The organism is Streptomyces sp. NPDC048018 (assembly GCF_043202995.1).
GTDB lineage: Bacteria > Actinomycetota > Actinomycetes > Streptomycetales > Streptomycetaceae > Streptomyces.
This window is the reverse complement of sequence record NZ_JBIDBK010000002.1, coordinates 168,736-186,573: the sequence shown is the minus strand read 5'-3', so window position 1 is coordinate 186,573 and position 17,838 is coordinate 168,736. Positions and strand designations below refer to the sequence as shown.

Below are 17,838 nucleotides of genomic sequence, written 5' to 3'. Positions count from 1 at the left end.
CCGAGAGGCTGGACGACGGACGACCGCCCGGGACGACCTGCTGCGCGCCGAACGGGACGGGGACGCCGCGGCCGTGGACGCGGCCCGGTCCGAGGCCCGCACCGAAGGGCGCGCCCGGATGCGCCGCAGCCTGCGCGCCGACCCGCCGCCGAGGAACTCCGGCCGTTCCTCGCCGAGTTGGCCGACGAGGACCGGGCTGCGGCGCCGCAGCCCGCGACGGGCGTCAACAACGGCATCGACGGAGGGGCCCAGGGCTTCGCCCTCCAGGTCGGCACCGTCGGCCGGCTGCGGATCCAGGGGGCGGTCGGACCCGGCGCCGCGGACGGCGGCGGGTCCCCGGACGCGCCGCGCCCCGATCCACGCCCGCCGCTGCCCGCGCCGTGCGGGAACGTGGCCAACTTCCCCTGTAGTGAACTGACTTCCCCGCCCCATGCGACGGGGCGCGAGATCCGCGTCTTCCTCCCGGGTCGGATCGCCCGCCTGCTCCTTCGGCGCCGACGGCGGCCGTGCGCCGCCCGGCACCCGCTTTCCGGCCGGCCCGGGCGGGGCGCGAACGCCCCGCGCCGGGGCGGGATCCGCTCCCGCACACTCCCTCGATGGAGTGAAACAGCCCGGTGGTCGGATCCGGCCGAGTCATGGATGGCGTTGTTTCGGGTACGGGCGAGTGCCCGTGAAGACATCCGGAAGGCAGGAAGCCATGAGGCACATTCGCCGAAGTGGTCTGGCCACACTGTTGGTCACCGGCGGCGCGCTGGCGCTCTCGGCGGGCGCCGCCCACGCCGACTCCGCGGCACAGGGCGCCGCCGTCGGTTCGCCGGGGGTCGGCTCCGGCAACACGGTTCAGCTGCCGGTGCACGTGCCCGTGAACGTCTGCGGCAACACGGTCAACGTCGTCGGCCTCCTCAACCCGGCGGCCGGCAACACCTGTGCCAACCGGTCCGCCGCGCCCGCCGGGCACGGCGCCGAGGGCCGCGGCCCGACCCACAAGGACCTGCCGGGCACCCCGCGGGGCGGCGGCTCCTCCGCCAACGGCTCCCGGGGCGGCGCGACGGCGGAGAGCCACACCTCGGGTTCCCCGGGCGTGCTCTCCGGCAACGGCCTCCAGCTGCCGGTCGACCTGCCCGTGAACCTCAGCGGGAACTCGGTCAACGTCGTCGGCATCGGCAACCCGGCCATCGGCAACACCTCGGTCAACGAGTCCGAGGAGGAGTGCGAGCACCCCGAGAACCCCACGCCGCGCCCGCAGCCCCCGGTCCGCCACCTGCCGCCCGCCTCCGCCGAGGCACCGCGGCCGGCCCCGCAGTCCAGCTCGGTCTCGCTCGCCAGCACCGGCTCCGACGCCGTCGGCTACGCGGCCCCGGCCGGCGCCGCGCTCCTCCTCGGCGGGGCGCTCCTCTACCGCCGTGCGCGCCGCACGGGGGGCGAGGCCTGACGCGGGCTCTCCGGCGTGCGGCCGGACGGCGCGTGCCCGAGCCCGCACGCCCCTGGTCCGGGCGGCCGGACGGCGCGTGCCCGAGCGCGCACCCCCCTCGTCCGGGCGGCCCGACGTGCACACCCCTCGCGGCACCCACCCGCGGTGCCCGCTGACGTGACGGCCAGGGGCCGGGGGGCCGAGGACACGACGCCCGCGGCGGCCGGCAGCCACGGGCACGGACACCATGCTCGCGGACGTGACGACCGGCGTGACCCGCGCCCGGGGCGGCGCCGGACGCTCCTCAGTCCGCACGCCAGGCCCGGAGCACCGCCTCGATGGTGGGGGCGACCCTCGCCCGGGCCTGGTGACGCGGCACCCCGGTCATGAGCAGCGTGTCGTACTCGGTGTCCACATGGCGTACGGCGGCGCGCACCGCGGCCGTGACCGCACCGCGGTCCAGTGCCCGGCCGGCTGCCGTGCGCCCCACCCGCCCGGTGCCCTTGGCCGAGGCGTGCGCGGCGATCCGTACGGCCCGATCGGCCGGGCAGCCCGGGAACAGGCGCAGGATCTCCTCCTCCAGGGCGGCCGTGACGGCGGCGTCCCGCTCGGCCCGGCGCGCCGCGTCCCGCGCCCGGCGCCTGGCCCGCGCCTCGGCGTCCGCGAGGCAGGCCGCCTCCGCCCGGGCCAGCGCCGGCTCCTCGACCAGCAGACCCTGGCGCTCGTAACGGGTCCGGCGCCGGTTGTGCCGGACCACCACGGCCCACAGTGAACTGCCCTCGCGTGCGCGGCGGGTGAGGGCGGCGTCGCCGCGGCGCAGGAAGACGAGATGGCCGAGATCGGCGCAGTCCAGACAGACGGGCGCGTTGAACTCGACGATCATCCGCTCCAGTGGCCCCTGGTGGCATTCCGAGCAGCGGCGTCGTCTGAGCGGTTCGACCACGACCGGGGCGACGAGATCCACGGCCCTGTTCTACCCGTGCGCGCCTCAGCGCACGCCCGGCGCGGCGGCCGCGACGAACCGGGCCAGGGCCTCCTTGGCCTCGTCCGAACGCCGTGCCCGGTCGGTGTCGTCCGCGGCCTCGTGCAGGCAGTGGGTCGTCTCGAAGGCGGACTGGGCGAGACCGCGCACGCGCGCGTCGTCGCAGACGAGCTGGACCCGGAAGAGCGCCTGGCGGGCGGCCGTGCGCTGCCGGTACGACGCGTGCCGGGACGCCTCCGCCTCCTCGGAGCCCGGTTCGAGCCGGGCTCTGAACCAGCGGTCGTTCTGGCTCTGCCGGTAGTCGACGACCGCGCCCGCGAACGCGCTGTAGATCGCGATCCGTTCCTGGCGCAGCTGCTCGGTCCTCGCGAGCGTCGCGGTGCGTTCGGCGGCGCGCCCCTGGAACCAGTGGGTGGCCACCACGCCCAGCAGGGTCCCCACGACGGCTATCAGCGCCGCATCCATGACGCATTCGCTCCTCGTACGCTCAACAGGCAGGAAAAACAGTTCGATTCGCCGGGCTCCGGCCTCTAGGGTCGGTGGCGTGGCAACGAAACTCAATCAGATCATCGCAGTCGAGAAAGGCGTCAAGTCCCGGGCGCATCAGGACCTGACCACCGCCCATCACGGGCTGCAGAAGCCCGCCCTGCTGGCCGGCATCGCCCGGACGTACCAGCCGAAGGACGAGGAGGGCGAGCAGCTGCCGCCCGAGTCGACCCTGGTGCAGGTGAAGGCCGAGGACGTGCTGCGCGACACCGCGCGGACGCTGACCCGTCTCTTCGACGTCACCGCCACGAAGGACTGGGCGAACTGCGAGGCCCGTGCCGACGTCACCGTCGACGGACGGGTCCTGGTGAGCGACGTGCCGGTCGCGTACCTGCTCTTCCTGGAGAAGCAGCTGACGGACATCCTCACCTTCGTCCGCAAGCTCCCGGTGCTCGACGCCGCCGAGTCGTGGACGCAGGACCCGTCGACGGACGCGTGGAAGACCGAGCCGGTCCGCACGGTGCGGACCAAGAAGGTGCCGCGCAACCACGTCAAGGCGGAGGCGACCGAGAAGCACCCGGCGCAGGTCGAGGTGTACTACGAGGACGTGCCGGTCGGGTACTGGACGACCGTGAAGTTCTCCGGCGCGCTGCCCGCCCGGCGGGTGAACGAGCTGACGGAGCGGGTCGAGAGGCTCCAGCAGGCGGTGAAGTTCGCCCGCGAGGAGGCGAACGGGAGCGAGGTCACCGACCAGCGGGTCGGCGACGCCGTCTTCGGCTACCTTTTCGGGTAGTCCCATGAACTCCCCGGCCGCGAGCGCGGCCGGGGTGCGCGAGGAGCGCAAAGCTGAAGCTGAGCCTTGTCGTGAAATCCGCGGTTCCAGTGGAGGTTCGAGTCCTCCTCCCGGCACTCGTCGTGCCGGGGTAGCCCAACCAGGCAGAGGCAGACCGCGATCAATCTCAGACTATTGCTCCAGATTCAGCATGCGCCGCTCATCGCCGGATCGACCGGGCCCGGGCCCTGGTGCGTCGAAATGCCAGTTCGAATCTGGTCCGCCGAGCTTTCGATCGGCGGTGGTCCAATGGCAGGACGCGACGCAATGACGACTGACCCGGGTCCTCAAGTGCGCCGGCGTGTGAAGAGGAGCGGCATCGACAGGGTCCGGGGGCAGGCTACGCCCTCGGACCCGCTGCCGTTCCGGGGCGATGCGGGCATCGGCCGCCGCCGCTCGGGCCGGGCCTCCCCGGGTCGTCGCCGCCCGGGCCGCCCCTGTCCACGCCCGCCCGCTCAGGCAGCCCTGGCAGGGCCCTCGGTCGGGCAGCCCCCGCCCCGCCGCTCCGCTGCGGGCTCCGTTGCTATTGCCGGTAGCCGCTCAGGAAGCGGCCGATGCGGCTGATCGCCGCGTCGAGATCGTCCGCGTACGGCAGGGTCAGGATGCGGAAGTGGTCCGGTCGCGGCCAGTTGAAGCCAGTGCCCTGCACGACCTGGATCTTCTCCCGCAGCAGCAGGTCGAGGACGAACTTCTCGTCGTCGTGGATGCGGTGCACGGCGGGGTCGAGGCGCGGGAAGGCGTAGAGCGCGCCCTTGGGCTTCACGCAGGTGACGCCGGGGATCTCGTTGAGCTTCTCCCAGGCCCGGTCGCGCTGTTCGCGCAGGCGGCCGCCCGGGGCGGTGAGCTCGTGGATGGACTGGCGGCCGCCGAGGGCGGCCTGAATGGCGTACTGGGCGGGGGCGTTGGGGCACAGCCGCATGGAGGCCAGCATCGTGAGGCCCTCCAGATAGCTCTTGGCGTGCTCCTGGGGGCCGGTGACGACCAGCCAGCCGGAGCGGAAGCCGGCCACCCGGTAGGTCTTGGACAGACCGCCGAAGGTGAGGACCACCAGATCGGGGGCGAGGGTGGCGACCGGGTGGTGGACGGCCTCGTCGTAGACGATCTGATCGTAGATCTCGTCGGCGAAGACCATCAGACCGTGCCGGCGGGCCAGGTCGAGGATGCCCTCGACGATCTCCTTCGGATAGACCGCGCCGGTGGGGTTGTTGGGGTTGATGATGACGACGGCCCGGGTGCGGTCGGTGATCTTCGCGGCCATGTCGTCGAGGTCCGGGTACCAGTCGGCGGACTCGTCGCACAGGTAGTGCACGGGCCGCCCGCCGGCCAGGGTCGTGACGGCGGTCCACAGCGGGTAGTCGGGGGCGGGGATGAGGACTTCGTCGCCGTCCTCCAGCAGGGCCTGGGTGGCCATGGAGATCAGCTCGGAGACGCCGTTGCCCAGGTAGACGTCGTCGACGTCCACGTCCGTCAGGCCCATCGACTGGTAGCGCTGGGCGACGGCGCGGCGGGCGGAGAGGATGCCGCGGGAGTCGGTGTAGCCGTGCGCCCTGGGGAGCATCCGGATCATGTCCTGGACGATCTCCTCGGGCGCCTCGAAGCCGAAGAGCGCGGGGTTGCCGGTGTTGAGGCGCAGGACGCTGTGGCCTGCCTCCTCCAGGGCGTTGGCGTGCTCGATGACCGGGCCGCGGATCTCGTAGCAGACCTCGCTCAGCTTGCTCGACTGCCGGAACTCCATGCGCCGACCTCCCCAGAAGTGTTGATGCTTGGTTTTACCAAGTTCAAGCTTGGAAAGTCCAACAACTTGTCTAGACTGCGTCGCATGCCACCTCAGTCACGCCAGGCACGTCAGTCCCGCCGCCGGAGCTACGACCAGTACTGCGCCGCGGCGCGCGCCCTCGACGCCGTCGGGGACCGGTGGACGCTGCTGATCGTCCGTGAACTCCTCGCGGGGCCCCGGCGCTACACCGATCTGCACGCCGACCTCCCGGGCGTCAGCACCGACATGCTCGCGGGCCGGCTCAAGGACATGGAGGGCGCCGAGCTCGTCACCCGCCGGCGGCTGCCGCCGCCCGTCTCCGCCGCGGTGTACGAGCTGACCGAGCGCGGCCGGGCGTTGCTGCCCGTCCTGCGCGCGCTCGCCGCCTGGGGCGCGCCCGCCCTCGACGAGCCGCGGCCCACCGACGCCGTCCGCGCGCACTGGTTCGCGATCCCGCTCCTCTCCGCCCTGGAGGGACTCGGGGCACGGGTCGTCCAGGTGACCCTGGACGAGGGGGAGTTCCACGTACGGTCCGGCGCCGGCGGCCAGGTGGCGTACGGGGACGGGCCGGCCGCCGACGCCGAGGTGCGGCTGCGGACCGACGCGGCCACCTGCCGCGCGCTCGCCGTCGGGGAGCTGACCCTGACGGAGGCGGTCGACTCCGGCCGCGCCGTCCTGGAGGAGCCGGTCCGCACGTCCTGAGCGCGCCGGCCCCGGGGCGCGCCGGGCCGGTCAGTCCACAGCCGGACCGGCCCCGGACGACGCGGTGCCGAGCGCCCCGGCAGCCGGCGCGGCGGGATCCCGGACCTCGGTGACGCACGGTGTGCCAGCCGCCGCGGCGGCTTCCCGGCGGGCCGCGGCGCTCGGTGTCCCGTCCTCCGTGCCGGCGGGGGAACGGTCCTTCGCGGTGTCAGCTGCCCGGGCTGTCGTGGCGGCTTCCCGGCGGGGCGCGGCGCTCGGTGTCCCGTCCTCCCTGCCGGCGGGGGAACGGTCCTGCGCGGTGTCAGCTGCCCGGGCCGTCGTGGCGGCGGCCAGGGCCGCGGCGAGCCGGTCCCGGGCCGCCGTCTGCGCGGCGATCCGCGCCTCCAGCACCGCGAGCCGCTCCCGGGCGATCTCGAGCCCCCGGGCGGAGGGCGCCGCCGCGGGGGCGTCCCCGTCGAGGCAGGCGGCGAACACCGCGACGTCGTCGAGGGTGAGACCCGCACCCAGGAAGGAACGGATGTTGGCGACACGGACCACGGCCCCCTCGTCGTACACCCGGTAGCCGTTGGCCGCGCGCACGGACGAGATCAGCCCCGCCTGCTCGTAGTGGCGCAGCGCGCGTGCCGTCGTCCCCGTCCGCCGGGCCAGTTCACCGATGCGCAAGGGCCCCCACCTCCTCGCGCAGTCGTATCACGAGACCAGGGCACCCCCGTCGACGGGAAGCACCGTGCCCGTCAGATACCCGGCGTCCGGTGCGGCCAGCGCGGTGATCGCCCAGGCCACCTCCTCCGGGCGGCCGATCCGTCCCAGCGGGATGTGCGCCAGCTGCCACTCCCGCAGCGCCTGCCGCCGCTCCGGACCGAGCCCCATGTGGTCGGCGATCGGCGTCTCGATCGCACCCGGCGCGACCGCCACGACCCGTACCCCGCGCGGTGCGAGCTCCACCGCCCAGCAGCGGGTCAGCGTCTCCAGGGCGCTCTTCGTCGCCGGATAGACGGAGTTGCCGGGCCAGCCGCGCTGCCCGACCGTCGTCGTCACGTTGACGACCACGCCCCCGGAGGCCTCGAGGGCCGGCACCGCCGCCTGGGTGAGCAGGACCGGGGCGACGAGGTTCGTCTCCAGAAGCGGCCCGATCACCTCGCGGCCCAGGGTGCCGAGCGGGCCGCCGCCGGCGATGCCCGCGTTGTTCACGAGGACGTCGAGCCGCCCGTACGTGTCGACCGCCGTGCGCTCGATCTCCTCGGGCGCGCCCGGCGCCGTGATGTCCGCGACCAGTGGCCGGATGCCCGGGAAGCCGGCCGCCGTCCCGTCGAGCGGCTCCGGCCTGCGCCCCACGGCGAGGACCGTCGCCCCCTGCCGCGCGAAGGCGCGGGCCGTGGCCCGGCCGATCCCCGTGCCCGCACCGGTGACCACGACGACGCGCTCGGTCCGACCGGTGCCCTGCTGCTGCGTGCTGGTGTCCATGCGCAGATCGTCGAACCCTGCCGTCAGTGGCAAGGTCAAGCCGGTGCGGCAGGATGGACGGATGCGATTCGAAGCGATCAGCTGGGAGCGTCTCGCCGAGGCCGTGGCAGACCGTGTCGACCGGGACGTGCCGGGCGACGGGAGCGACTGGCTCAAGGTGGGCGTCGACGGCGCGCCCGCCGCGCCGGGCGCGGAGTTCGCCGACCGGATCGCGGACGCGCTGAGGCTGCGCGGGCGGTCCGTGCTCGTGGTCGCGACCGGCGGCTTCCTGCGGCCGGCCTCGTTGCGCTTCGAGCACGGCAAGCAGGACCCGGACGCCTTCTACACCGACTGGTACGACACCGGGGCGCTGTGGCGGGAGGTCTTCGGCCCGCTGGAGCCGGGCGGCAGCGGGAAGGTGCTGCCCGACCTGTGGAACCCCGTCACCGACCGGGCCACCCGCAGCCCTGCCGTACCGCTGCCGCCCGGCGGGGTCCTCGTGGTGCACGGCCCGTTCCTGCTGGGCCACTGGTACCCCTTCGACCTCACGCTGCACCTGCGCCTCTCGCCCGGCGCACTCGCCCGCGGCACCGACCAGCCCTGGACCCTTCCAGCCTTCAGGCGCTACGAGCAGGAGGTCGGCCCCACCGATACGGCCGACGCCGTCATCCGCGCGGACGACCCGAGGCGTCCCGCCTGGACAGGGTTCGACCAGTAGGGGGTGTCCTCCGGCCTGTCCTCCGGGCGAGACGCCGGAGCCGGGGTGGGATCCCGTCACGGAGAGTGCCCTGTCAGGGTGCTGCTGCGCGCCGCGTACCCGCTTCCCGTCCGTGATCTGCTCACAGCGCCCTCAGCGCCGCGACTCCCGACGAGGACGGCGGCGAGGTGCGGCGCGACCTGATGGGTGAGGGTCGGCTTCAGGGTCCGCGTCGCCCGGCGGTGCCACTGCTTGAGCCGGTCGACGCACCGCTGCACCGCGTCGCGCCGCCGGTGCGCTGCCGCGCCGGACCCGGCGGTGGCCGCCGGCCCGCCTCGCCGCAGACGGCGGCCCACCAGCCCCCAGCCCCCGGCCGTCCGGCTCGACCCGGGCCCGGACCCGCACGCCCCCTAAGGCCGCCCGCCCACCCGGGTCACTGCTCGGGCGCCGGCACGGCAGCCCGACCGCGCTGCCCGGACGGGGTCCGCGCCCGCCACGCGGGCGGCCAGGAAGGCGCCGGTGAAGGCGTCGCCCGCGCCCGTGGAGTCCACCGGGCGGGCCGGCGGGGCCGTCACCCGGGCCGTCACGCGTCCTTCGCCGGCGAGCACGGCGCCCTCCGCGCCCAGGGTGACGGCGACCAGCGGGAAGCGCCGGCTGAGGGCCGCCGCGGCCTCGGCCGGGTCGGCGAGGCCGGTCAGGAAGCGGGCCTCGTCGGCGTTCGGCAGAAGGCACTCCGCGCCGTCCACGGCGGCCAGGAAGGGGGCCGCGCCCACGTCCGCGAGGAAGCCCGCCGAGGCGGGGTCCACGCTCACCGGGACCCCCGCCGCGGCCGCGTCGCGCAGCACCCGAGCGGCCGTCTCGCGGCTGGGGGCGGCGAAGAAGAGGTAGCCGGAGAGGTGCACCCGGGCGACCCCGTCGAGCAGTTCCGGCTTCCAGTCGCCGGGAGCGAGCCGCAGCGCCGCGCCGCTGTCGGTGAGGAAGGTGCGCTCCGCGTCCGCGCCGACCAGGGCGATCACCGACGCCGTGGGCGCGTCCGGATCGGGGACGAGCACCGGCCGGACGCCCGCGCCGCGCAGCGCCCGGTCGTGCCAGGAGGCGGAGTCGGTGCCCACCCGCGCCAGGAGCCGCACGTCCGGGCAGCCCGAACGCGCCGCCCAGCAGGCCACGTTCGCCCCGGCACCGCCCGGCAGCGTCCGGATCTCCGCCGCCGTGTCGGTCGCGGGCGCGAGCGCTGTGCGGTGCCGGGCGACGATGTCGGTGACGACGTCCCCGACGACCAGCAGCGCGCCGGGCCCCGTCACGGGCGGCCGCGGTCGGCCGCGGCGATGCGGGCCGCGAGCCCCACGTTGCCCCGAACGGCCGCCAGGTTCGCCTCCAGCGACGCCCCGCCCGTGTGCACCGTCAGGTACTCCAGCAGGAACGGCGTCACGGCCTGCCCCGTGATGCCCTTCTCCCGCAGCTCCGCCAGGCCCGCCGCGAGGACCCGGTCGTGGAGCGCGGGGTCGAGCTGCTGCCCGGCCGGGACGGGATTGCCGACGATCAGCGCCGACCGCGGTCCGCCGAGCGCGTCCCGGGCGCGCATCACCCCTGCCACGTCCTCCGGGCTCCCCACGGTCCAGTCGACGGGCTCGCCGGAGGAGGAGAGGTAGAAGCCGGGGAACCGGTCCGTCCCGTAGCCGATGACGGTCACGCCCAGGGTCTCCAGGCGCTGCAGCGTCGCCGGCACGTCGAGGATCGACTTCACGCCCGCGCACACCACCGTGACGCCGACCTGCGCGAGCAGGCGCAGGTCGGCGGACTCGTCCTGGGTCTCGGCCCACTCGCGGTGCACCCCGCCCAGGCCCCCGGTGGCGAAGACCCGCAGGCCCGCGGAGTCGGCGAGCCAGGCCGTCGCCGAGACGGTGGTCGCCCCCGTCGCCCCGGTCGCGAGCGCCGGCGCCAGGTCGCGGTGGCCGAGCTTGCGCACCGTCGGGTCCTCGGCGATCCGGGTCAGCCCCGCCTCGTCCAGGCCGATCCGGGCGACGCCGTCGAGGACCGCGATGGTCGCGGGCACGGCACCGCCGTCCCGCACCAGGTCCTCCAGCTCGCGGGCCACCGTGAGATTGCGCGGGCGGGGCAGGCCGTGGGCGATGATCGTCGACTCGAGCGCGACGACGGGCCGGCCCTCGTGGAGCGCCTCCCGTACCTCTTCGGACACCTGTGTGGACATGGGGGATCTCTGGCGCGCCCACCCGTCCCGCAAACCTCACCGGCGGACATCAGCCGCAGTGCGGCAGCCCGGGCAGCCGGGCCGCGTCCACGACCTGGATCACCGGCCGCGCGCCGCTCGCCTTCGCGTTCCCGAGGCTGAACGCGACGGCCAGCGCGTTCCCGGCGGCCGTCGCGTAGCCGTAGGCCGGCGTGATCCGCGCGTACGCGCCCGAGTCGAGGTCCAGCGCGTACGAGGTCTCCGGGGTGCGCCAGGTGACGAGCCGCCCGGCGATCCGCAGCTGGTCCATGCCGTCCACCGCGGGGGAGCCGGTCACGGCGGCCGTGGGCCGGGCCTCGCCCGTACGCCACACCATGAGCCGCGGTGCCGTCTCGCCCGCCACCCACGCCCACGTGGTGCCGTCGGAGACGAGGGCGCGGATGTCGCGCAGGGCGGCGATCGGCGGCGGCAGCGCGGCCGGGCGCCCGTCCCGCAGGGACACCGCGGCCGGCCGGGTGTGGTCGCCGTCGGCCTCCCGCCACACGAGGAGGCCGCCCGTCGTGAACGGCGTGTCGAGGACTCCCGTGTGCCACGTGCGCGCGGGCCCGCCGCCGGCCGGGGCGGCGAACACCGTGGCCTTCCCGGCGCCGGTGCCCTGCGCCCACAGCACGGTGCCGTCGTGGACGACCGGGCGGGGGAGCGGACCCGGCCGGTCGGCCCGGGCGAGCCGCCGGGTGGTGCCGCCGGTCAGGTCCGCCACGTACAGGCTCCACGGGCTGTCGAGGGTCCGGCCCTCAAGGACGGCGAACGCGGCCCAGCGGCGCCCGTCGAAGTCGGCGGCGAGCAGCTGGTGCTCGACGGGGTCGGCGAACCGCAGCAGCGTGCGCGGGGTCGGTTCACCGCCGCGGACGAGGACGGCGCGCCGCCCGCCGGAACCGGCGAGCCCTTCGGAGCCGGTCAGCTGGAGCGCCGTCCAGCCCGGTCCCGCGTCCGTGAGCACGGCGCGCTCCCCGCCCGGCGGACGGTACTCGCCCGTCGCGAACGCGGAGCGCCAGGCGGCCGGCAGGGCCACCTCGCAGGCCGCCGCCCGCGCCGGGGCACGGGTGGGCGCACGGCTCGGCGCGGGCGGCCGGTCGGTCCCGCCCGAGGAGCACCCCGCGAGCAGCAGGGCGCTCGTCAGGAGCGGGACCGGGAGGAGCAGGGCCGTCCGGAGACGCCGGCTACCAGACGTACCCACGGCCGCCCATGATGGTCGTGATGGTGTCGGACGAGATGTGCGCCGACTTCGGCACCGAGCCCGCCCACGAGATGACGCCGGTGCTCACCCCGCCGACCGGGTCGAGGTAGTTGACCTGCGCCGCGGCCGTGTCGGTGTTGTAGCCGTCGATCGCGACCCAGTGGAAGATCTCGATGTTGGGGTGTCCCACGAGGTGGGGGCCGCCCGGCACCTCCCAGGCGTTGCCGGCGATGGCGTAGTCGTTGTCGGTGTCGTGCGTGACGTGCTGCCGGAAGGTGGCCTTGTCGGCGGCCGTCGGGGTGTAGGCGAGTGCCCTCGGCACGTAGCCGGCTCCGGGGAGCCGGTAGTTGAGGGCGTCGGCCATCGGGTATCCGGTCGGGCCGGGCACGTTGATGTCGACGCCGTACCAGGCGGTGCCGCTCGTGTTCGCCTTCAGCAGCGTCGCCGCGTCCTGCTGCGAACGGCCCCCGACCCCGTCGTGGGCCGACTGGGTGATCACCAGGGTGGCGGGGCCGCACCAGTAGGACGTCTTCTGCGACTGGTGGATCGCGCCGGAGAGCTTGTATCCGGTGAGGGCGTTCGCGGTGCCGGGCGCGACGGCCCGCTCGTAGGTTCTCCGCGCCTCGGATTCCTTGGCGGCGGTGGTTCTCCACTGGCCCGGAGTCAGGCGCTGCGGCCCGAGGGTGTCGTGGGCGGCCTTGTAGTCGGCGCCGGGCGCGGGCTCGGGGGCCACCGCGGTCGCCGGGGCGGTGGCGGCGGGCGAGGCCGAGGCGGCGGGCGCGGTCGCGGCGGCGGCCAGCAGGGCGGCGGCGCCGAGGACGGCGGCGCGGAGGCGGGTGGGGGTGGGGGGCATCGCACTCTCCTGTCCGGACGGGGTGGGGAGGGGAGGAGCGGGAAGAGGTCCTGCGGTGGTGCGTGCGGGGAGTGTGACGCCCCCGCGGCCCGCCTGTCAGCGGACGTGACGCAATCCCCGGGACCGACATTGGGCCCACCAAAGGCGCTGCCCCGGAGCAGCGGCTTTGTGTCAGGGCGACACCCGGGCGGGGGACGGTTTTCGGCACATCGAGTGACGGGCATCGCGTCCGGATGGCCGAATCCGGTTCCCCGTGCGGTCGGGCCGGCGTTCCGTACGGCGGAATCCGTCCGGGCGCGCGCGACGGCCGGACGGGTGCGGAATCGGTGCCTCGCCGCCCGGTTCCGCGTCCCCGGGCGCCCGTGTGCGCGGCCGTCCGGCCGCAAAGCCCTCCTGCGGATTCCGTCGCGCCGAGCGGGCGGGAGAAGTGGCTGGTCGGGGCAGGAAACGGAGCTCAACGTTCCGTCGGGTCCCACCCCCGTACGAGGCCCCCCGGCCCGCTACAGTCACCGCCCATGACCACTCACGCGCAGCCCTCGTTCGCCGTTCACATCCCCGATGCCGAGCTCGAGGCCGAGCCGCTCGACCCCGCCCAGATCGTCTCCGGCACCCCCGAGGTGACGGGCAAGGTCCTGTGGGAGTCCGAGGACGGCAAGCAGGTCCGCGGCATCTGGCAGATCACCCCCGGAGTGGTCACCGACACCGAGGCCGACGAACTCTTCGTCGTTGTCAGCGGCCGCGCCACCGTCGAGGTCGAGGGCGGCGCGACCCTGGAGATCGGCCCCGGCGACGCCTGCGTGCTGCGCGAGGGGGACCGCACCACCTGGACCGTGCACGAGACGCTGCGCAAGGCCTACCACATCAGCCTCTGAACCCGGCCCGGGAGAAGGCGGGTTCGAGGATCGCCGGGAGGTGTCCGGCGGTACGCGCGGAGGTGCCGCCGACGCCGCGGCGGACGGCGCGGCGGACGGCGCGGCCGAGGGCGCCCGGGGTCTGGTAGGAAACTTTCCTGTCAGCTAGCATCCCGGGCGGCGGCTTGGCGCGGCGCCCGTTCCCCGCTCCCCCGGGGGAGCGGGCGTGACGCGCTCAGCGAGAGCTCTGACCCGGCCGCCGTGCACGCGCACGCCCCGTGGCGCCCGCCGTCACGGGGCCGGCCCGCGCTGCCCGCACCGGTGCCCAGCTCTCACCGTTCCCAGGCAAGGGAGTCACAGGTATGCACCCGCACGCCTCCGCCCCACCGCGCCGCACCACCACCCTGTCCCTGCTCCTCGCCGCCGTCCTGCTCGTCACCGGCGGCCTCGTCCTCGCCTCCACCGGCCACGCCGACGCGGCGGACCAGCTCCTCTCCCGCGGCAAGGCGGCCACCTCGTCCTCCGACGAGGACGCCACCCTCACCCCCGCCAAGGCCTTCGACGGCGACCCCGCCACCCGGTGGGCCAGCGCCGAGGGCTCCGACCCCCAGTGGCTGCGCGTCGACCTCGGCGCGACCGCCGCCGTCTCCCGCGTCCGGCTCTCGTGGGAGGCCGCCTACGGCAAGGCCTACCGCGTCCAGATCTCCGCCGACGGCGCCACCTGGACCACGCTCGCCACCGAGACCGCCGGCAACGGCGGCACGGACGACTGGACCGGACTCGGCGGCAAGGGACGCTACGTCCGCGTCTACGGCACCGCCCGCGGCACCTCGTACGGCTACTCCCTCTACGAGATGGAGGTCTACGGGACGCCCGACGGCACCACCCCGCCCACCACGCCGCCGCCCACGACCCCGCCGCCCACCACGGGCGCCTTCAGCGTCGTCGCCGCCGGTGACATCGCCGCGCAGTGCACCGCCTCCAGCAGCTCCTGCGCCCACCCCAAGACGGCGGCGCAGGCCCAGCGGATCGCCCCGAAGTTCTACCTGACGATGGGTGACAACCAGTACGACGACGCCCGGCTGTCCGACTACCGGAACTACTACGACAAGACCTGGGGCGCCTTCAAGGCCAAGACCCGGCCCGTCCCCGGCAACCACGAGACGTACGACCCGGCCGGCCCGCTCGCGGGCTACAAGGCGTACTTCGGCGCGATCGCCTACCCCCAGGGCAAGCCCTACTACAGCTACGACGAGGGCAACTGGCACTTCCTCGCCCTCGACTCGAACTCCTTCGACGACCCCGCCCAGATCCAGTGGCTCAAGGACGACCTCGCCCGCACCACCAAGGGCTGCGTCGCCGCCTACTTCCACCACCCCCTCTACTCCTCCGGCGGCCACGGCAACGACCCCGTCTCCAGGCCCGTCTGGCAGATCCTCTACGCCGCCAAGGCCGACCTGGTCCTCAACGGGCACGACCACCACTACGAGCGCTTCGCCCCGCAGGACCCCGACGGCCGGGCCACCGCCGACGGCATCGTCGAGATCGTCGGCGGCATGGGCGGCGCCGAGCCGTACCCCATCGAGACCGTCCAGCCCAACAGCCAGAAGCGGATCAGCGGCCCCTACGGCGTGCTGAAGCTGGACCTCACCGACACCACCTACACCTGGCAGTACGTCGGCACCGACGGCCAGGTCAAGGACACCGGCCCGACCTACACCTGCCACTGATGTACCTCGCGACCACCGGTCGCCGGGAAGCGCCGCCCGCCCCCACCGGGGCGCGGCGGCGCGTCTCCGCCACCGTCCTCGCCCTCGGCACCGTCAGCCTCGTCACCGACGTCTCCTCCGAGATGGTCACCGCCGTCCTGCCGCTCTACCTGGTCGTCGGCCTCGGTCTCACCCCGCTCCAGTTCGGCTTCCTGGACGGGCTCTTCACCGGCGCCACCGCCCTCGTCCGGCTCGTCGGCGGCCACGCCGCCGACCGCGGCGGCCACCACAAGGCGGTCGCCGGGACCGGCTACGCGCTCTCCGCCTGCTCCCGGCTCGGGCTGCTCCTCGCCGGCGGCGCGACCGGAGGGATCGCCGTCGCCCTCGCCGCCGACCGGCTCGGCAAGGGCATCCGCACCGCCCCGCGCGACGCCCTGATCACCCTCGACAGCCCGCCCGACGGCCTCGGCCGCGCCTTCGGCGTGCACCGCGCCATGGACACCACCGGCGCCCTCCTCGGCCCGCTGGCCGCCTTCGCCCTCCTGTGGGCCACCGCCGACGCCTACGACGCCGTCTTCGTGGTCAGCTTCTGCACCGGGCTGCTCGGGGTGCTGCTCCTCGTCGTCCTCGTCCCCGGCGGACGGCGCACGCCGGTCGGCGGCACCACGCACCGGGTGCGCGACCTCGCCGCCCCGCTCCGGCTGCCCGCCGTGCGCCGGGTCGTGCTCGGCGCGGCGCTCCTCGGCGCGGCCACCGTCGGCGACGCGTTCCTCTATCTGCTCCTCCAGCAGCGCACCGACCTTGCGGTCACCTGGTTCCCCTTCCTGCCGCTCGGCGCCGCCGGCGCGTACCTGCTGCTCGCCGTGCCGGCCGGACGGCTCGCCGACCGCGTCGGGCGCCGCCGCCCCTTCCTCTACGGGCACGGGGCCCTGCTCCTCGCCCTCGGCCTGCTCCTGGCCCCCGTGCCCGGGGCGGTGCTCCTCGTCGGCGTCCCCCTCCTGCTCGGGGTCTTCTACGCCGCCACCGACGGAGTCCTGATGGCACTCACCGGACCGCTCCTGCTGCCCGGGCGCCGGGCGAGCGGACTCGCGCTCGTCCAGACCGCGCAGGCCCTCGCCAAGGTGGGCGCCGCGGCCGGTTTCGGTGCCGCCTGGACCCTGTGGGGGCCCAGGACCGCGCTCCTCCTCGCCCTCACCGGTCTCACGGCGGCCCTGTGCGGCGCGAGCCGCCTGCTGCCGGCCGGGCGGACACCCGGATCCGGGCGGCCGCCTGCGGAGTCGGACGTCTCCGGAGGGTCCGAGCCGCCTTCGGGTTCCTCGTCGTCCTCCGGCTCCGGGCCGGTTCCGGACCCCGGGCCGGTCTCCGGCTCCGGGCCGGTTCCGGACCCCGGGCCGACCTCCGGCTCCGGGCCGACCTCCGGCTCCGGGCCGGGCCCGGATCCGGGGACGGCCTCCGGCTTCGGGCCGACCTCCGGCTCCGGGCCGGTCCCCGGACCCGGGACGCACCCGGATCCGGGGTCGGCCTCCGGACCCGGGCCGGGCCCGCTTTCCGAACCGGTCAGGGGACCCGGGCCGATCTCGGGTTCCGGGCCGGCTCCCGGATCCGCCTCGCAGAAGGAGTCCTCCGCATGACCGCAGTCACCGCCCCCGGCCGGCGCCGCCTCTGGGCGCTGGTCCTCGGGGTCCTGCTCCTCGCGGGCGGGGCCACCGCGTACACGCTGAGCGCCGCCGCAGGCCGCCACGACACCGCAGGAGTGGCCGCCGACACCGGTTTCACCCTCGACGGCGGCTCCCCGGGCGCGCTCTGGTTCCGCGACACCGCCACCGGTCGGGTGGCCCGCCAGGAGCCCGGCGCGCCCGGAGGACGGGTCGCGCTCGGGCCCCGCTGCGACCGCTTCCACGCGGCCGGGGACACCGCGCTCTGCCTGCAACTGCGGCCCGGGGTGCCGACCCGGTCGTACGTCCTCGTCCTCGACCGGAAGCTGCGCGAACTGCGCAGGATGAGCCTGCCGGGGATCCCCAACCGGGCCCGGGTCTCCGCCTCGGGCCGGGTGCTCGCGTGGACCACCTTCGCGAGCGGCGACTCCTACGCCACCTCGGCCTTCTCCACCCGGACCTCGATTCTCGACCTGCGCACCGGCTACCTGATCAAGAGCATCGAGCAGATCCCGCTCACCCTGGACGGGCGCCGCCACCACGCCCCGGACGTCAACTACTGGGGCGTCACCTTCGGCCGCGACGACAACCGCTTCTACGCCACGGTCGCCACCCAGGGGCGTACGTACCTGGTCGAGGGCGACCTGAGGAAGTGGACGGCGCGGGCGCTGAAGGAGAACGTCGAGTGCCCGTCGCTGTCGCCGGACGGCACCCGCATCGCGTACAAGAAGAAGGTCTCCACCGATCCCCGCGCCCCCTGGCGCCTTCACGTCCTCGACCTCTCCACCCTGCGCGAGCACCCGCTCGCCGAGGCGCGCTCCGTCGACGACCAGGCGGCGTGGACCGGCCCCGGCACCGTGGCGTACGCGTACGAGGGGGCGGTGTGGAGCGTGCCGGCCGACGGCACGGGAGCCCCGCGCCGAGTGGCGGCGGGGGCGACGTCCCCGGTGGTGCCACGGTGAGGGGTGCCACGGTGAGGCGATCCGGGCCGGCCTCGAATCCCGGGCCCGGAATCCCCGGGCCCGGGGCACGGAAT

General features: G+C 75.2%; 16 protein-coding genes and 1 pseudogene. 8 read left to right on the top strand and 9 right to left on the bottom strand.

All coding sequences use genetic code 11. The features are described from left to right. Positions 1 to 697 precede the first annotated feature (697 nt). The gene (locus tag ACGF1Z_RS06695) at positions 698 to 1,432 is read left to right on the top strand and encodes a chaplin (protein ID WP_393000700.1); all 735 of its coding nucleotides are present in this window, start codon (positions 698 to 700) and stop codon (positions 1,430 to 1,432) included. A gap of 283 nt (positions 1,433 to 1,715) precedes the next feature. On the opposite strand, the gene ACGF1Z_RS06690 is transcribed toward ACGF1Z_RS06695, so the two are convergent. Together ACGF1Z_RS06690 and ACGF1Z_RS06685 are read right to left on the bottom strand one after the other, a co-directional pair. Next, a complete protein-coding gene (locus tag ACGF1Z_RS06690; RefSeq protein WP_393000698.1) occupies positions 1,716 to 2,375 on the bottom strand; it encodes a DUF2293 domain-containing protein in 660 nt (219 codons plus the stop codon). Between the two features lie 24 nt (positions 2,376 to 2,399). Beyond that, a complete protein-coding gene (locus tag ACGF1Z_RS06685) occupies positions 2,400 to 2,858 on the bottom strand; it encodes a hypothetical protein (RefSeq protein WP_393000696.1) in 459 nt (152 codons plus the stop codon). Positions 2,859 to 2,937: 79 nt separating this feature from the next. Here ACGF1Z_RS06685 and ACGF1Z_RS06680 point away from each other — a divergent pair, with 79 nt between their 5' ends. Further along, on the top strand, positions 2,938 to 3,672 hold the full coding sequence (locus ACGF1Z_RS06680; RefSeq protein WP_393000694.1) for a hypothetical protein: 735 nt from the start codon (positions 2,938 to 2,940) through the stop codon (positions 3,670 to 3,672). A 562-nt stretch (positions 3,673 to 4,234) separates the two neighbouring features. On the opposite strand, the gene ACGF1Z_RS06675 is transcribed toward ACGF1Z_RS06680, so the two are convergent. Further along, positions 4,235 to 5,446 (bottom strand): pyridoxal phosphate-dependent aminotransferase, encoded by a 1,212-nt coding sequence (locus ACGF1Z_RS06675; RefSeq protein ID WP_393000692.1) that lies wholly within the window; start codon positions 5,444 to 5,446, stop codon positions 4,235 to 4,237. Between the two features lie 84 nt (positions 5,447 to 5,530). On the opposite strand from ACGF1Z_RS06675, the gene ACGF1Z_RS06670 reads away from it, so the two are divergent. Further along, positions 5,531 to 6,169, top strand: coding sequence for a winged helix-turn-helix transcriptional regulator (locus tag ACGF1Z_RS06670; protein WP_393000690.1), 639 nt, complete (start codon positions 5,531 to 5,533; stop codon positions 6,167 to 6,169). A 309-nt stretch (positions 6,170 to 6,478) separates the two neighbouring features. Here ACGF1Z_RS06670 and ACGF1Z_RS06665 read toward each other — a convergent pair. Continuing rightward, positions 6,479 to 6,832, bottom strand: a pseudogene (locus tag ACGF1Z_RS06665) (MerR family transcriptional regulator); the annotation flags it as partial. A 27-nt stretch (positions 6,833 to 6,859) separates the two neighbouring features. Beyond that, the gene (locus ACGF1Z_RS06660; RefSeq protein WP_393000688.1) at positions 6,860 to 7,633 is read right to left on the bottom strand and encodes an SDR family NAD(P)-dependent oxidoreductase; all 774 of its coding nucleotides are present in this window, start codon (positions 7,631 to 7,633) and stop codon (positions 6,860 to 6,862) included. A 61-nt stretch (positions 7,634 to 7,694) separates the two neighbouring features. Here ACGF1Z_RS06660 and ACGF1Z_RS06655 point away from each other — a divergent pair, with 61 nt between their 5' ends. Next, on the top strand, positions 7,695 to 8,330 hold the full coding sequence (locus ACGF1Z_RS06655; protein WP_393000686.1) for a uridine kinase: 636 nt from the start codon (positions 7,695 to 7,697) through the stop codon (positions 8,328 to 8,330). 389 nt (positions 8,331 to 8,719) lie between these two features. On the opposite strand, the gene ACGF1Z_RS06650 is transcribed toward ACGF1Z_RS06655, so the two are convergent. From ACGF1Z_RS06650 to ACGF1Z_RS06635, 4 genes are read right to left on the bottom strand one after another with little or no spacing between them, the layout of a single operon-like run. Next, complete coding sequence (locus tag ACGF1Z_RS06650; RefSeq protein WP_393000684.1) at positions 8,720 to 9,610, bottom strand: carbohydrate kinase family protein; 891 nt, start codon at positions 9,608 to 9,610, stop codon at positions 8,720 to 8,722. Then, positions 9,607 to 10,518, bottom strand: a complete 912-nt coding sequence (locus ACGF1Z_RS06645; protein WP_393000682.1) for a pseudouridine-5'-phosphate glycosidase — start codon at positions 10,516 to 10,518, stop codon at positions 9,607 to 9,609. Before ACGF1Z_RS06645 ends, ACGF1Z_RS06650 begins: the two co-directional genes overlap by 4 nt. 49 nt (positions 10,519 to 10,567) lie before the next feature. Then, on the bottom strand, positions 10,568 to 11,734 hold the full coding sequence (locus ACGF1Z_RS06640) for a hypothetical protein (RefSeq protein ID WP_393000680.1): 1,167 nt from the start codon (positions 11,732 to 11,734) through the stop codon (positions 10,568 to 10,570). Then, on the bottom strand, positions 11,718 to 12,587 hold the full coding sequence (locus ACGF1Z_RS06635; protein WP_393000678.1) for a hypothetical protein: 870 nt from the start codon (positions 12,585 to 12,587) through the stop codon (positions 11,718 to 11,720). The genes ACGF1Z_RS06640 and ACGF1Z_RS06635 overlap by 17 nt, the downstream gene beginning before the upstream one ends. A 515-nt stretch (positions 12,588 to 13,102) precedes the next feature. Here ACGF1Z_RS06635 and ACGF1Z_RS06630 point away from each other — a divergent pair. The 4 genes from ACGF1Z_RS06630 to ACGF1Z_RS06615 all read left to right on the top strand — a co-directional run bounded on the left by ACGF1Z_RS06630 (position 13,103) and on the right by ACGF1Z_RS06615 (position 17,764). Continuing rightward, positions 13,103 to 13,459 carry a cupin domain-containing protein gene (locus tag ACGF1Z_RS06630; protein WP_393000676.1) on the top strand — a complete coding sequence of 119 codons (357 nt, stop codon included), beginning with the start codon at positions 13,103 to 13,105 and terminating at the stop codon, positions 13,457 to 13,459. 341 nt (positions 13,460 to 13,800) lie between these two features. Next, positions 13,801 to 15,168, top strand: a complete 1,368-nt coding sequence (locus tag ACGF1Z_RS06625) for a discoidin domain-containing protein (protein ID WP_393000674.1) — start codon at positions 13,801 to 13,803, stop codon at positions 15,166 to 15,168. After that, on the top strand, positions 15,168 to 16,778 hold the full coding sequence (locus ACGF1Z_RS06620) for an MFS transporter (protein WP_393000672.1): 1,611 nt from the start codon (positions 15,168 to 15,170) through the stop codon (positions 16,776 to 16,778). Before ACGF1Z_RS06625 ends, ACGF1Z_RS06620 begins: the two co-directional genes overlap by 1 nt. Beyond that, entirely contained in the window at positions 16,775 to 17,764 is a 990-nt protein-coding gene (locus tag ACGF1Z_RS06615; protein WP_393000670.1) for a hypothetical protein, read from the top strand. Before ACGF1Z_RS06620 ends, ACGF1Z_RS06615 begins: the two co-directional genes overlap by 4 nt. The last annotated feature ends 74 nt before the right edge of the window (positions 17,765 to 17,838 follow it).